We start from the raw sequence: 15463 nt of genomic DNA on the forward strand, positions 1-15463 counted from the left end.
CCTGACCCCTTCGCACCTTAGGTACTAAAAAGGGCAGTGCTAGTCCCTTGCGAGCCTCACTTCCCGAGCGTCATAGAAATATCCGGCATCAGCCGGCGAGTGCACGACTCCGCTATGCCGTTCGCCAGCTCCCGCCCAGCGGAACGCAAGGCACCCCGCCGCAGGTCCCGCAGAGAGGGCGATATCCAGTACCGGTCAGATCTACAGCCATGCACAACCTTCCGTCGGTCTGTCATTCGGCAGCGAGCTCCTCTAACTAGACGGTCGGGTCCTGGTTGCGCGGACAACCTAAGGCAAGCAGCAACCCTCCACTGTCGAACCCATATGGAGGCACTCGGAGGGGAAAGCGGTGCCTAGCATGCCGTGATCCATTCCACTGCAGCGACCGAATCTGGAACGCACATCTCCCATACTGTTCCGCCAACGGAACAAAGCACTGACTTTGAATCAGTTAGGCTGGTGGCTCCGCCTCGGTGGGGGCCAGTTTGTCAACAGGCTGCATGCTTATCCCCAGAAGTTATCCACACCATTATCCACAGGCTTATGCACAAGCTGATTTTTGAGGAATTAATCACAGAAACGCAGGACCGCCGTTCCTTGTCTTGCCCTGAGATGAACGGGCGGAACTCCCCGCCACCAGAACGCCCCTCGCCCCCACTTCTGCGCTATTATTCGGGCCCTTCAAGCCTGAAAATCAGCTCCAGTAAGCGAATATCCCGGTATTTCCGCCCGAGCCGAGCCAACCTAGTGTGTTTCACGTGAAACAGGCGGCCATCCGGTGAGTGGGGATCATCCAAAGAGTACCCACACGACAAACCGGGCGTCGACACCGAAGTGCCTCGCGGTGTGTCCGGCCGTCTTCTATCCACAAAGTTATCCACAGTGTTATCCACTGCACAATACACAGGTCGTCCCCAGACCAGGTCGACCCAAACCTCTCGTCTAAGGGGTCCGCCAGGCCTTCAGGGAACCAACGCCCTACTCCTCACCAGTAGCATCCATAGTTCTTTTCCGTCCGGACACATGGAGTGGACAGCTCACCAACTACCTCCTGGAGTCAAAGACCACACCGCGCCCCACCTGGGACGGGCCGGCTGGAATCGGACGAATACGTCGATTCTCCACTTTGCGGTCAAGCGCACCGGTGCCGCGAGTCCGGAGCCAACTCCTCCTCCTCCAAGCGGCAGTCCCTCAATTCCTTCGTACGGTCGCTCCGTTGGTCGTTGAGATCAGCTGTCAATTGGCGGTTCAAATCCTGTCCCACGCTCGGCCGGGCAATAGATGCGAACTTCTACCGGGCAATCCAGTGGACGGACCTTGGGCATCTTCTGCACATGAGGTGGATGATCCGCGCAGCTACGCACACTTAGCGTCGGGGCAAATCCGTCTGTGGTTCTAGCCAGATTTCCTATTTGGGCAGGTCAGTCGGCTGTCCGACATCAGCATTTGTCTGCACTCCTGTTCGCGGGGTGCTGGTTCCTGCCTGCTGATTCGCCAAGTTCTGTGTGGCAACGGAACGCCACGGGACCGGTCCTGAACCGAGGGCGCCCAAAGAGGGGGAGTGCCGACCAGCTCCCACCCGAAGTGGCCATGTCTTCGCCTGCATTTGCAGCGTGCGAAAATCGTGCGTCTTTGGGGCTTTGGTCCCGGGCTGCCGCACCGATCGCCAATTGTGGAGAACCCAGTCTCCAAGGTCAACAACGGGGTGAACCAGGCTCGGCCGGCGATGAGGCGGCATGGTCGGTCCGACAACACCGGCGGGTAGGGGACCGTCAGCCTGATTGGCCTGCGCCCTCCACATGATGTCCGTTCCGAAGGCTACAAAGTGTCACGGTCGGGTTCATCGGGACGAAGGCTGGTTCACAGCTCAACAGGAGATTTTCCTCTGCATACCGTGACTCAGTACGATCCAACGCACAGACTGAATCGAGTCTGCCCAGACCCACTCCGACGACGAATCTTGAGGCAACAAGGTGTCCCAGGCCAGAAGGAGGTGGTTATGGGCTCCGACGCTCTGTGTGTTGGCAGCTCAGCGCCTTCCCATGACGACGGACCCCTCTGGGGCATGGCGAATGGCCCTTAGCACGGCTGTTGGGCCGCCCAATGAGGGCGACCTTCCTATGGCCTGCAGAGCGGGCCAGGTCCCACCTCCGGGAAGCAGATGGGCCCAGAAGACGGTACAGGGAGTGTGGGATCTGGAGGCCATCAGATACGGGCAAAGCAGGCGCGCTGCCACATGATGAACAGGTATAGGTTCACTGCGCGTGCAGACCTGGGAGCTTTCTCGCCTGGGGTAGTGCTGTTTCACGTGAAACAATCCGCCGAATGAGGATTCCCCGGGCAGAACAAGGCATGTCTGCCGCGAACGGAAGGAATGCCCGCACTCCGGCCGCGGCCGGCATACCCTTAATAGTTCGATGTTTGGACCTGGCTTATAGACGTACATTCGCCCGATTGCGGCCTCCGTTAGCATCCCGGGCCGCCGCGACCACGCAGGAACTATGGATCCAAGGAGCCCAAGCTCTGGGGTGGCCGCCAGGTTAGACGTTCCTAACAAATTGGATTCCGGCATCGGGGATCAGGCATTCGCCCTCTTCCACGCATCCAAGCCGTGTGTTTCACGTGAAACGACGGGATATTCCGGCTCGTCGTGCTCCCACGGTGCAATCCGCTGGGCGACGATCACAGAGATCACGTCCCACAACTTTAGAACCCTTGTGCCTCTGACAGAACGGTGCCCGTCCATCAAACAGAAAGTCCCGGAAATGGCGCCGCTCAGTGGAGAAGCCCCCTAAAGACTATTTCCACGTCCGAATTCGATGAGCTCTGGGCTCGCCTCGCAGAGTATCCGAGAGGCCTCGAAAGCCTTCCCGTTTCGTTCGCCGTGAGAGGTCAAGGACTCACATAGAAGACAAATTTCAAAGCGATCCGTCCAAGAACTCCATGGAAGAAGCCCGAACATTGTGGCACTCAGCGCTCAATGAACGGGAACGCTGAAACGGAAGCAGCGCCATGCTGAATTTATGCGTGCAACCTATAGAGTCAACCCTCAGCGAGGTCCAATAGGGGTCGAGCCTGATGCCGTCGCTGCCCATGGCCCCGAGCATGCGTAGGGAATGCAACGTCTTGGAACTGGCATCCCGAAAGTCATCTATGGTTTAGTGCTCACCATAGCGAATCGCGCAGGCCCTCATGGAAACGAAGACAAAGAAGGGGGCCTGTTTCACGTGAAACAGGCCCCCGCATCCGTAGCCCTCTTAGTTGTCCTGGCCCGGAGCCAAGACCTCCATGATCCTGTTTAGGTCCTCAACGCTTGCAAATTCGATGCTGACCCGTCCTTTACGCACTCCAAGCGAAATCTTGACGTTTGTATCCAGGCGGTCTGAGAGCGATGAAGCCAGGTAATCAAGCCGTTCGTGGCGGGCGCCAGGGCGCGGAATGTTGTTCTTGGCTGGCTTCGCCGGGTCCTGGTAAAGAGTGACCGCTTCCTCGGTAGCACGCACGGACATACCTTCGGCGACGATCTTTTGCGCCAGGCGTTCCATCGCTGCAGCATCGGGAAGCGCCAGCAGAGCCCGCGCGTGGCCCGCAGACAGAACACTTGCAGCCACACGCCGCTGGACCAGTGGTGGCAGCTTCAGGAGGCGGAGCGTATTAGACACCTGCGGCCGGGACCGTCCGATCCGGTCTGCAAGCTGTTCGTGAGTGGTGCCAAAATCTTCAAGAAGCTGCTGGTAGGCCGCAGCCTCTTCCAGTGGGTTGAGCTGGCTGCGGTGCAAGTTTTCCAGCAGCGCATCGCGGAGAAGATCATCATCTGTGGTGTCACGGACGATCGCGGGGATAGTTTCCAAGCCGGCGGCTTGGACAGCCCTCCAGCGGCGCTCACCCATCACCAACTCATATGGTTCACCACCGGATTCGGTTGATGTGCGCACCACAATTGGCTGGAGGACGCCTATTTCGCGGACTGAGTGGATAAGCTCCGCCATGTCATCTTCATCGAAGACGGAACGAGGCTGTTTCCGGTTCGGGTGGATGTCACCCACGGGAATTTCGGCGAACCGCGCTCCGGGCACTTCCACCAAGTCAACACCGTTGTCGACCTGCTGGGTGTCCTCGGAAATGGCAACTGTTGTCCCGGCGGGGGCCTCGTCCTCGGCAAGCTTGGGGGTGCTGGTCTTCGCGGCGGCCGTCCGCGGCTTCGACGGTTCTTTCACAGCTGCCGGCTTGGCCTCAACTTTAGGCGTAGCTCGCGGCGCCGTCGTGGCCGCGGCCGATTTCCTGGCCGTGGGCGTGGCCTCAGTTTCAGCCTGGGCAGCGACAGCCGCGGGGTCGGCTACGGCGGGCGTCTTCCCAGACGGCATACGGTCGGCGTCATCCTCTACCGAGGTGACTTTTTTCCGGCCTTCAGGAAAGAAGAGATCCACTGGCCGGGACGCTGCAGCCCCGTTGCCCGACGCACTGCCAGAGGCGGAACTTGGAATGAGTGCGCCAAGACCGCGGCCTAAGCCCCGTCGCTTTTCGCTCATGGATAAATCCCTCCAGTGGTAGAACCTGACAAAGCCCGGCTCCGGTTGTTGCAGTTTTCGAAGATTCTAGCGTTCAGCAATTTCAGCTGCGGCTTCCAGGTAAGACAGGGCTCCACTGGAGGAAGGATCGTAAGTCATCACGGTCTGCTGGTAGCTTGGCGCTTCCGATATCCGGACGGAGCGTGGAACCACCGCACCCAATACCTGGTCCGGGAAGTGCTGGCGAACTTCTGCAGCTACCTGCGCCGCCAGGTTAGTCCGGCCGTCGTACATGGTCAGAAGAATTGTGGAGACTTCCAGGTCAGCGTTCAGGTGCTTCTGGATCATCTCGATGTTCTTGAGCAACTGGCTCAGGCCCTCGAGGGCGTAGTACTCACACTGGATTGGAATCAGTACTTCGCCAGCGGCGCAGAAGGCATTTACTGTGAGCAGCCCCAAGCTGGGCGGGCAGTCAATGAAAATGTAGTCCAGGCGTTCTTCGCCGTTCTTGGCGCGGGCCTTGGCATAAACATCAATGGCCCGGCGGAGCCGCTGTTCGCGGGCCACAAGGGAGACGAGTTCGATCTCCGCGCCGGCGAGATGGATGGTGGCGGGTGCACAGATCAGGTTGCTGATATCAGGGCAAGGCGCCACAACGTCGGCGAGCGGGAAATCGTTGATCAGGACGTCATAGATACTGTCCACATCGGCATGGTGCTCGACGCCCAGTGCTGTAGAAGCATTGCCCTGGGGATCGATGTCAATGACCAGGACGTTCAAGCCGGCCGCTGCCAGGGCTGCTGCGATGTTTACGGTAGTGGTGGTCTTGCCAACACCACCTTTTTGGTTTGAGACCGTGAAGATCCGAGTCTTCTCGGGTTTGGGCAACTCCCTGCCCAGAAGGCGTTCCCTGCGCTTGGTCTCATGGGCAAGTTCTCGGGCGATCGGGCTGGAATCGTCCATTGAGTCAAAAACATTGGTTTTACCGGAAGTGGTTGTTTCACGTGAAACAGCCACCATCGTTGCAAGTTCAGCAACCGGATTCGGGTGAATTCCACCTCGTCCTGGTGCGTATCCCGGCCCAGCAACTGATCGTGCTGACCCCAAAGACACAAACGGGGGAATCCGTTGTGTGGAGGCTTCGCTACTGGTCACTGGGACACACTCACTCTCGTTCAGCTTTTTGCTGCCGTTGTCTAGCCTAACCGCTTCGCCCTGCAGACCAAGGTTACCGGGGCCCGGCGCTAGGCAATCTTTTGGGACTTATTTACAACGATGCGGACCACGGTGGTGGGCTCCTCCAAGAGATGCTCACCCACCGTGACCACGGACGTCTGGACGCCACCGAGTTTCCTGATGACCTTGGCGGCTTTTTCAATTTCCTCGCCCGCGCTGCGGCCCTTGATAGCCACAACCTCACCCTTGCCGCCAAGCAGGGGAATAGTGAGTCCAGCCAGGTTACTCAGTGCTGACACCGCACGGGCGGTCACAACATCGGCATTCACATGGCCCACGGCGAGCTCCGCCCGCGTTCGCATGACCGTCACGTTGGCCAAGCCCAGGTCATCCACCACTTCCTGGAGCCAGAGCACCCTGCGTTCGAGAGGCTCAATCAGGGTCAGTTCCAGGTCCGGACGGGCGATGGCGAGGCACAGTCCGGGGAGGCCTGCACCGCTTCCGACGTCGGCAACATGGCTCCCGTGGGCGATCTCACTTTCGATGACCGCGCAGTTCAGGACGTGCCGGCTCCACAACCGCGGGATCTCTCGCGGGCCGATGAGCCCACGCTCCGTTCCAGAGGTAGCCAGGTGCTCCACGTATCGCTTAGCGAGGTCCAGCCGGTCGCCGAAGATCTTCTCTGCGGCCAGCAGTTCAGCTGCCGTGATATCAACCATGATTAGCTGTTCAGCAATTCTCTAGTCAGCGGATACAACGATGTGGCGGCCAGCGCCTTCACCTTCGGATTCACTGACCAGACCAAGGTCAGCTACGGCGTCGTGGACAATTTTGCGTTCGTAGGCGCTCATCGGCTCGAGGGCCACGGCTTTGCCGGTCTCCTTGACCGAAGCGGCGGCATCCTCAGCGATTTTCTGAAGGTGTCCGGCACGCTGCTGGCGGTAGCCATTGATGTCCAGCACCAGGCGCGAACGGTTCTCGGTGGCAGACAGGACAGAAAGGCGGGTCAGTTCCTGCAGCGCTTCCAGGACCTCCCCGTCTTCGCCCACGAGGCTGTCCAGGCTGTCCGATTCCTCTTCGGCCACGATGGAGATGTAGGTTCGGCCGTTGCGGACCTCAATGTCAATGTCGCCATCGATGTCAGCGATATCCAGAAGTTCTTCGAGGTAGTCGGCAGCAACATCGCCCTCTTCCTCCAGGCGGCTGGCCGTTGAGCCCTTCGTGGAAGTGGCATCACTCACGGACTCGTCGCGGTCTTCGGTGACCTCGTCGGAAAGGGCGTGTTCGGTGCTCTCGGCTGACATTACTTCTTCTTCCTGTTCTTGCGTTGTGGCTGAATGCGCTGACCCTTGGCCTCGATGATTGCAGCGGCAGCGGCGGCCTCTGCTTCGGCGTCGGCCTTCTTCCCGCCCAGGATGGGCAGGGCCGGCAGGCCCTTGGCCGCACGGCGCTCGGCCAGTGCTTTGGCAGCAGGGGATCCGGGCGTCGGCATCCGTCGGATGACAAAGAACTGCTGTGCCATGGTCCACAGGTTGGTGGTGGTCCAGTAAATCAGCACACCGATGGGGAAGTTGATGCCGCCCACGCCGAACACGATCGGCAGGATGTACAGCATCATTTTCTGCTGGCGCATGAACGGGCTGGCCATGGCTTCTTCAGACATGTTCTTGGCCATGATCTGCTTCTGCGTGATGAACTGCGAGGCCGTCATGGCCAGGATCATCACGATCGACAGGACATAAACGGCAACTACGTTGCCCTCGGGGTTGTGCAGCAACGTAGCTGACAGCGGCGCTCCGAATATGGTGGAGTCATCAAACTGCAACACCTGTTCGTGGCTCATCGCGCCGATGCTCTTGCCCTGGTCACGGGCCGTGCTGATGCCGGAAAGAACCTGGAACAGCGCGAAGAAGAACGGCATCTGAATCAGCATGGGCAAGCAGGCGGAGAACGGGTTGGTGCCGTGCTTCTTGTACATGGCCATCTGTTCCTGCGCCATTGCCTGGCGGGAGAGCTGGTCGGTCTTGCCCTTGTACTTGTCCTGGAGTTTCTTCAGGTCCGGCTGCAGCAACTGCATGCCGCGCTGGGCTTTAATCTGCTTGACGAACACCGGGATCAGAGCGGCACGGATCACCAGCACCAGGCCGATGATGGAGAGCGTCCATGTCCAGCCGGAGGCCTCCGGCATGCCGATGGAACTCAGGCCCTCATGGAAACCCACCATGATGATGGACACAAGCCACTTGAACGGAAACATGATTGTTTCAAAGAAGTCCATACGATATCCCTATTCGTCAGGCCGCAAGGCGGCCTTCTCCATCAGTCTGAGCAGCCAGGTACTTGTCCGGGTTGTTCAGCACAACAATTGTGGGGGTCCGGTTTTCAGGCCATTCCCGGTGGCCGGCGGGGACATGGTCCACGCCGCCGGCATTCCAAGGGTGGCAGCGGGCGAGGCGCCGGACGGCAAGCCAACTCCCTTTGACTGCACCATGGACAGTGATTGCTTCAAGGGCGTATGCCGAGCAAGAAGGGAAGAAGCGGCAAACCTGGCCGTACAAGGGGGAAATCACCTTGCGATAGGCCTTGAGCAGCAGAATGAGGATGTTTCGGGGCAGGTTCCAGATGACCTTGCCCAGGGTGACGGCAACAGGCTGCAGGAAATGGACGACGGCGGCAGTCACGTTATGCACGCTGTGTCCCTTCCTGTGTTGTACCGGTAGAACCGTTAACAGCAGCCCGCGGAAGGCGGCTGCCCAACCGGCTCACCGTCGATTCCAGCGCGGCGTTGTAGTCCGCCAACAACTGATCCCAGCTGGCGGCCGCGGACGCAGGCAGAGCCCGGACCACTATGGCGAACCCGGTACCGTACTCGCGTAGCGAGGCAGCACCGGCTTCCCTCAGTCTCCTCTTAACGAGGTTCCTGACCACAGCGTTCCCGACACCTTTGGAAACGATAAACCCGATCCGGCTGGGTTCGTCGGCAGCGATAGCTGCCGTATATAACACTACGTTCCGGCGCCCATTGCGGACACCGGAACGTACGGTTGTTGAAAAATCGGATGCAGTCCTCAAACGGTTACGGGTGGCCAGCACCTTAAACTCGCAAAGAAATGTAAACCGACGAGTCAGTTATTTAGGCCGACAGTTCGGTGCGGCCCTTGCCACGACGGGCTGCCAGGATGGCACGGCCGGCACGGGTACGCATACGAAGGCGGAAGCCGTGCTTCTTGGCTCGACGGCGGTTATTCGGCTGAAAAGTCCGCTTGCTCACGTTAGTTACTCCAGTGGATCAAAGGTGCGCCCACCCGATCAGTAAAGGGGAAGAACTGGCCGACGCTAAGTTTTGTAATGCACGCTTCCCCCGGCTGCTCGAACGCGGTGCGTCTGAGAGATTCAGATGGGGCCAAAAAGCGGACACAAAGGACTTCACAACGTTAGGGCAAATTACGCCCGAGAGTCAAACCGGGACGGCCTGCGGTCCTTGTCCCCAGCTGTGGTTAACCGTCCACAACAGCCTGTGGATGAACTGGCTCACAGGCCCCTTTTCAGAACCACACTGGTGTAATTATCCACAAGCTACTTCCCAGCTATCTTCTGGCGTTTTGATCCCCTAGAGTGGCTCAGTAGCCGATTATCCACGGACTGTGTATAACCCTGTGGATGAAGCTGGACCAGCATCCTGGTTCCGGACTTGGGGCTGCAGGTAATGCAGGCAAAGCAAGTTTTGAGGAACTGATTGATGACAGTAGACGAAGCCAACCACGCCAATACTGTCGGAAGTTCCTGGCGGCGCGTTGTCAGCCTGCTGGAGCAGGACGACCGCGTTTCACCACGGCAGCGGGGCTTTGTCATCCTGGCCCAGGCCCAGGGCCTGATCGGTTCAACCCTTCTGGTGGCCGTCCCCAACGAACTCACCCGCGAGGTCCTTCAGACGCAGGTCAAAGATGCGCTGGACGACGCACTGCACAACGTTTTCTCTGAGGACATCCGCTGTGCCATCGACGTGGACACCGATCTGGTGCCCATCCATGAGGAGCCGGAACTCGTCGTCGAGCCGTCCTTCACGTCCGACCAGCTGATCGAGCAGAAGCCGCAACCCATGCTGCCGAGCACCTCCCACGAATTCGGGCGGCTGAATCCCAAGTACGTTTTCGATACCTTCGTCATCGGCTCGTCCAACCGGTTTGCCCACGCGGCCGCGGTGGCCGTTGCCGAAGCGCCGGCCAAGGCCTACAACCCGCTCTTCATCTATGGTGACTCGGGGCTGGGCAAAACCCACCTCCTGCACGCCATCGGCCATTACGCCCGCCGCCTCTACAGTGGCATTCGTGTCCGGTACGTGAACTCTGAAGAATTCACCAACGACTTCATCAACTCCATCCGCGACGACGAGGGTGCGAGTTTCAAGACGACGTACCGCAACGTGGACGTGCTGCTGATCGACGACATCCAATTCCTGGCAGGCAAGGACCGGACGTTGGAAGAGTTCTTCCACACGTTCAATTCCCTGCACAACAACAACAAACAGGTGGTCATCACCTCGGACCAGCCGCCCAAGCTCCTGGCAGGGTTCGAAGACAGGATGAAGTCCCGCTTTGAGTGGGGCCTGCTCACGGACATCCAGCCGCCGGAACTTGAAACCCGAATCGCCATTCTCCGGAAGAAGGCGCTCAGTGAGGGCCTCTCCGCGCCGGACGACGCCCTCGAATACATCGCTTCCAAGATCTCCAGCAACATCCGCGAACTCGAAGGCGCCCTCATTCGCGTCACGGCGTTCGCGAGCCTGAACCGACAGCCGGTTGACGTTGCCCTGGCAGAGATGGTCCTCAAGGACCTCATCACCGATGACGGCGCCCAGGAGATCACCTCCAGCCAGATCCTCACGCAGACGGCGGAGTACTTCAAGCTCAGCATGGAGGAACTCTGCAGCAAGTCACGCACCCGAACACTGGTGACGGCCCGCCAGATCGCGATGTACCTGTGCCGCGAGCTCACGGACATGTCGCTGCCCAAGATCGGCCAGGAGCTCGGCGGCCGAGACCACACCACGGTGATCCATGCGGACCGCAAGATCCGCGAACTCATGGCCGAGCGCCGTGTGATCTACAACCAGGTCACCGAGCTCACCAACAGGATCAAACAGCAGCAGCGCGACTCCTGACCCTCCGCCTCTATACCTTATTAACAGGTGCATGTGGATAACCCTGTGGACAGTTAAGGGGACAAGTGCGGTTAATGGGCTTAAAACCCTTAACCCATCTGTGGATCAGCGAAACCGCCAAAATTCTTATCCCCATCCACACCCTGTTTAAAACCTGCTTCACCCACAGTCCATGAACAGGGCTTAACCGCCGGATCCTGCGGCGAGACGGGGTTATCCACAGTTTCCACAGCAGTTATTAACACTACTAATCCCAAAAAATGGATTTCCCTCAAACAACAATCTGGATCCACACGACGAACCTTCCAGGGCCTGGCGGCCCAGGACAACCGGGATCCTTGCCGGGGATGGGTTAATCCCGGATCTTCCGGCTAAGCTGTCAGCAGCGCTCCCATCCTCGGGTTTCTTTGTGGTTCAGCAAGCACGGACCATGCAGGTTCAGGAGTTTGGGGCACCCACTTTTGGAACTCCACGATGGAGTTCCCGGTTCAGACATGGCAGCAGCAATGAAAGGCGGCACCCTTCCGTGAAGTTCAGAGTCGATCGGGACGTCCTGGCAGAAGCCGTCACATGGACAGCCCGCTCGTTGTCTCCGCGGCCGCCAGTACCGGTCCTTTCAGGCCTGCTCCTCAAGGCTGAGTCCGGCACCGTAAGCCTTTCGAGTTTCGACTACGAAACCTCTGCCCGGCTTGAGATCCCGGCTGACATCGCAGTGGAAGGCACCATCCTGGTATCGGGCCGTCTCCTGGCAGACATCTGCCGCAGCCTGCCTTCGGCCCCGGTTGACGTGGAAACGGACGGCAACAAAGTCACGCTTACTTGCCGCCGCAGCAGTTTCCACCTGGCCACCATGCCGGAAGCCGAGTACCCGCCACTGCCTGCCTTGCCCACCATCAGCGGCACAGTTCCCGGCGATGCCTTCGCCCAAGCTGTTTCCCAGGTCATCATCGCGGCCAGCAAGGATGACACCCTCCCCATCCTGACCGGCGTCAGGATGGAAATTGAGGATGATCTCATTACTCTCCTGGCCACCGACAGGTACCGGCTGGCCATGCGCGAAGTCCCATGGAAGCCCGTCACCCCGGGAATTTCCACCAGCGCGCTGGTCAAGGCGAAGACCCTGAACGAAGTTGCCAAAACACTGGGTAACAGCGGTGACATCAACCTGGCCCTGGCGGACGACGACAGCCGGCTCATCGGCTTCGAAAGCGGCGGCCGCACCACCACATCTCTGCTGGTGGACGGCGACTACCCCAAAATCCGCTCGCTTTTCCCCGACACGACACCCATCCACGCCACCGTGCAGACCCAGGAATTGGTCGAAGCCGTGCGTCGTGTGTCCCTTGTCGCCGAACGCAACACCCCGGTGCGCCTGGCTTTCACTGAAGGCCAGCTGCACCTCGACGCCGGGACCGGCGAGGATGCACAGGCCTCTGAAGAACTCGAGGCCCAGCTGTCCGGTGAGGACATCACTGTTGCCTTCAATCCCCACTACTTGGTGGAAGGGCTGAGCGTCATTGAAACCAAATACGTCCGGTTCTCCTTCACCACCGCGCCCAAACCAGCGATGATCACGGCCCAGGCGGACGTCGACGGCGAAGACCAGGACGACTACCGTTACTTGGTCATGCCGGTCCGCCTCCCCAACTAGCAGCCTCCCACCCAACTAGGTAGCAGTAGATGTCGTTTTGAACCCTCATAACGACATCTGCTGCTACCTAGTTGGGATGACGCCCCCCCCGCAGCCACACCACCAGCGCAGAAAAGAGATCCACCGTGCATATCGGACTGATCGGCCTTGGCAAAATGGGTTTCAACATGCGCGAACGCCTGCGCAAGGGTGGAATTGACGTCACCGGCTTCGACCGCAATCCGGACGTCACCGATGTTTCCTCGCTGGACGAACTCATCGCCGCCGTCCCGGCACCCCGGATTATCTGGGTCATGGTCCCGGCCGGCGATATCACCGATGCCGTCGTCACCGAGCTCGGGGCCAAGCTCGACGCCGGTGACCTGGTGATCGACGGCGGCAACTCCCGGTTCACCGAGGACCAGAAACATGGTGCCGCGCTGGCCGAAAAGGGCATCCGGTTTGCTGACTGCGGTGTCTCCGGCGGCGTGTGGGGCCTCCAGAACGGCTACGGATTGATGGCCGGCGGAGACGCGGCCGACATCGAACGGGCCCTCCCGGTCTTCGACGCACTCCGCCCGGAAGGCGAACGGGCCGACAGCTTTGTGCATGTGGGCGGGGTCGGCGCCGGACACTACGCGAAGATGGTCCACAATGGCATCGAGTACGGCCTGATGCAGGCCTACGCCGAGGGCTATGAACTGCTCGCGGCCAAGGACATCGTCAACGATCTTCCCGGGACCTTCCGCGCCTGGCAAAAGGGAACGGTTGTCCGGTCCTGGCTGCTGGACCTCATGGTGAAGGCGCTTGACGAAGATCCGGGCCTTGCCTCCATCGATGATTACGTAGAAGATTCCGGCGAGGGCCGCTGGACCGTCGAAGAGGCGATCGCCAACGCAGTGCCCGCTCCTGCCATCACGGCAGCACTTTTTGCCCGTTTCTCCTCACGGGAAGACAATTCCCCCGCCATGAAGATGGTTTCGGCGCTGCGCCACCAGTTCGGCGGGCACGCCACCCGCCCTGCCAAATAGCTCCAATCCCCGGGACCCGAGGGTTTCGAGAATCCTGAAGACCGCGTGTACCTAGAACACCTCTCACTGACTGACTTCCGCAGTTACGCCCAGGTTGACCTTGCCCTGGAACCTGGCGTCACGGTACTGGTGGGATCCAACGGGATTGGCAAGACCAACCTGATGGAAGCCATCGGCTACCTCGCCACCCTCAGCTCGCACCGTGTCAGCGCAGACGGTCCGCTGCTGAGGTTCGGTACGGAGCGTGCCCTGGTCCGGGCCCGGCTGGTCCGCGAAGGCCAGATCACCGTGCTCGAACTGGAAATCAATGCCAGCCGTGCAAACCGTGGCCGCATCAATCGCAGCAATCCCGTGCGTGCGCGGGACATCCTCGGGATCTGCCAGACAGTGCTCTTCGCCCCCGAAGACCTGGCGCTGGTCAAAGGTGATCCGTCCAACCGGCGCCGGTTCCTCGATGAACTGCTGGTCAGCCTGGTTCCGCGGCACGCGGCAACCCGCAGCGACTATGACCGTGTGCTGAAGCAGCGCAATGCGTTGCTGAAATCTGCGAGGGCCGGCAAATTCACCGCCGGCCACGAAGCCACTCTTGACGTGTGGGACCAGCACATGGCCAGGGCCGGCGCCGAGCTGCTGCATGCCCGGCTGGAACTGGTAGAGCGGCTTCGCCCGCACTTGGCCAGTGCGTATGCGCAGCTCACGGACGGTTCAAAGGTTGCCGACGCCGCCTACCGCTCAAGCCTGCAAAACATGATGGACGACGACGGCGGCGCAGCACCGGGTGCGGCCTTTCCGTCCGCCACGGGCGAACCGGTTCAGGAAGACCTCCGGACGCTGACGGTGGAAGAACTCACCGAAGCGTACGTCCGGGCGTTCGCCGCGTCCCGCCGCAAGGAACTTGAGCGTGGCATTTCACTGGTGGGCCCGCACCGCGACGAGCTGGAACTTGTCCTGGGCGAGGCTCCGGCCAAGGGGTACGCCTCGCACGGGGAAACATGGTCCATGTGCCTCTCCCTCCGGCTGGCGTCCTATTATGTGATGCTCGACGACGCCCGAACGGGCGGGTCCGCTCCCATCCTGATCCTCGATGATGTTTTTGCCGAACTCGATGTCCAGCGGCGGCGTAAACTGGCGGCAATAGTCTCCGGCGCGGAACAGGTGCTGGTGACTGCAGCCGTCGACGCCGATATTCCGGAAGAACTCTCCGGCCGGCGGGTGAAGGTCATCCCGGGAGGAATCGATGAATAAGGATGAAAACGGCGGCCTCCAGCCCGGCCGGGATCCCGACAACATCGACGCGCCGCAGGCGGCGCTGAATCGGATGCGCGAAGCAGCAGCGGCACGCGGCGAGATCCGCCGTAAGGCACCACCCGCCGCCGGTGCCGGCAAGACAAAACGTGGCGGCATCCGGGACACCCGAGGTTTTAGCCAGTTCCACTCCACCGGCCGTGATCCGCTGGGCCTCGGCAAGGTGGTGGGACGCCTGGTGGCCGAACGCGGCTGGACCTCGCCCGTTGCTGTCGGGTCGGTGATGGCCGAATGGGCCACCCTCGTGGGGCCGGAAATCTCCGCGCACTGCACACCGGAGAGCTTTACGGACACCACTTTGCACGTTCGCTGCGACTCAACGGCGTGGGCCACGCAGCTTCGCCTCCTCAGCATCAGCCTGCTCGAGAAGTTCCGCACCGAACTTGGTGACGGCGTGGTGACCAGCATCCACGTCCTGGGCCCGTCGGCGCCCAGTTGGCGCAAGGGAGGGCGAAGCGTTAACGGCCGAGGCCCCCGCGATACTTACGGGTGAGCCTGCGAGGTCCGTGCCGCCGTCGTCGACTATTGAATATTCGCCCAAGGGCGTGTAGGGCGATGCAACGGCCGTGGGGTGTATAGGCACCCGGAGACCGGACCGCTGGGGCGCCCAAGGCGGGGTCAACGGCCTGACAAAGGCACATTGCCTGCCGCC

At 60.4% G+C, this 15463-nt stretch carries 13 protein-coding genes; 5 read left to right on the forward strand and 8 right to left on the reverse strand.

Annotated elements, in window-relative coordinates:
- Positions 1-3257 precede the first annotated feature (3257 nt).
- The 8 genes from ACLKOZ_RS03290 to rpmH form a co-directional block, all read right to left on the reverse strand.
- Positions 3258-4529, reverse strand: coding sequence for a ParB/RepB/Spo0J family partition protein (locus ACLKOZ_RS03290; protein WP_436472788.1), 1272 nt, complete (start codon positions 4527-4529; stop codon positions 3258-3260).
- A gap of 66 nt (positions 4530-4595) precedes the next feature.
- Entirely contained in the window at positions 4596-5663 is a 1068-nt protein-coding gene (locus ACLKOZ_RS03295) for a ParA family protein (protein ID WP_436472790.1), read from the reverse strand.
- Between the two features lie 89 nt (positions 5664-5752).
- Positions 5753-6403, reverse strand: coding sequence for a 16S rRNA (guanine(527)-N(7))-methyltransferase RsmG (rsmG, locus tag ACLKOZ_RS03300; RefSeq protein WP_436472792.1), 651 nt, complete (start codon positions 6401-6403; stop codon positions 5753-5755).
- 21 nt (positions 6404-6424) lie between these two features.
- On the reverse strand, positions 6425-6988 hold the full coding sequence (locus ACLKOZ_RS03305; RefSeq protein WP_337345171.1) for a protein jag: 564 nt from the start codon (positions 6986-6988) through the stop codon (positions 6425-6427).
- Positions 6988-7962 (reverse strand): membrane protein insertase YidC, encoded by a 975-nt coding sequence (gene yidC, locus ACLKOZ_RS03310; RefSeq protein ID WP_337350458.1) that lies wholly within the window; start codon positions 7960-7962, stop codon positions 6988-6990. Before yidC ends, ACLKOZ_RS03305 begins: the two co-directional genes overlap by 1 nt.
- A gap of 16 nt (positions 7963-7978) precedes the next feature.
- On the reverse strand, positions 7979-8374 hold the full coding sequence (gene yidD, locus ACLKOZ_RS03315) for a membrane protein insertion efficiency factor YidD (protein ID WP_337345173.1): 396 nt from the start codon (positions 8372-8374) through the stop codon (positions 7979-7981).
- Positions 8367-8777 (reverse strand): ribonuclease P protein component, encoded by a 411-nt coding sequence (gene rnpA, locus ACLKOZ_RS03320; RefSeq protein ID WP_337345174.1) that lies wholly within the window; start codon positions 8775-8777, stop codon positions 8367-8369. The genes yidD and rnpA overlap by 8 nt, the downstream gene beginning before the upstream one ends.
- A 40-nt stretch (positions 8778-8817) precedes the next feature.
- A complete protein-coding gene (rpmH, locus tag ACLKOZ_RS03325; RefSeq protein ID WP_003800212.1) occupies positions 8818-8955 on the reverse strand; it encodes a 50S ribosomal protein L34 in 138 nt (45 codons plus the stop codon).
- A gap of 468 nt (positions 8956-9423) precedes the next feature.
- Here rpmH and dnaA point away from each other — a divergent pair, with 468 nt between their 5' ends.
- From dnaA to ACLKOZ_RS03350, 5 genes are all read left to right on the forward strand, one after another.
- Positions 9424-10845, forward strand: a complete 1422-nt coding sequence (gene dnaA / locus ACLKOZ_RS03330) for a chromosomal replication initiator protein DnaA (RefSeq protein WP_337345175.1) — start codon at positions 9424-9426, stop codon at positions 10843-10845.
- 526 nt (positions 10846-11371) lie between these two features.
- The gene (gene dnaN, locus ACLKOZ_RS03335) at positions 11372-12496 is read left to right on the forward strand and encodes a DNA polymerase III subunit beta (protein WP_337345176.1); all 1125 of its coding nucleotides are present in this window, start codon (positions 11372-11374) and stop codon (positions 12494-12496) included.
- A 125-nt stretch (positions 12497-12621) separates the two neighbouring features.
- Positions 12622-13506 (forward strand): phosphogluconate dehydrogenase (NAD(+)-dependent, decarboxylating), encoded by an 885-nt coding sequence (gene gnd, locus ACLKOZ_RS03340; protein WP_337345177.1) that lies wholly within the window; start codon positions 12622-12624, stop codon positions 13504-13506.
- 45 nt (positions 13507-13551) lie between these two features.
- Positions 13552-14751: a DNA replication/repair protein RecF gene (gene recF, locus ACLKOZ_RS03345; RefSeq protein ID WP_337350461.1), complete on the forward strand. Its 1200-nt coding sequence runs from the start codon at positions 13552-13554 to the stop codon at positions 14749-14751.
- Positions 14744-15304, forward strand: a complete 561-nt coding sequence (locus tag ACLKOZ_RS03350) for a DUF721 domain-containing protein (RefSeq protein WP_337345179.1) — start codon at positions 14744-14746, stop codon at positions 15302-15304. The genes recF and ACLKOZ_RS03350 overlap by 8 nt, the downstream gene beginning before the upstream one ends.
- Positions 15305-15463: the final 159 nt, after the last annotated feature.

Source organism: Arthrobacter sp. R4 (assembly GCF_051365025.1).
Taxonomy (GTDB): domain Bacteria; phylum Actinomycetota; class Actinomycetes; order Actinomycetales; family Micrococcaceae; genus Arthrobacter.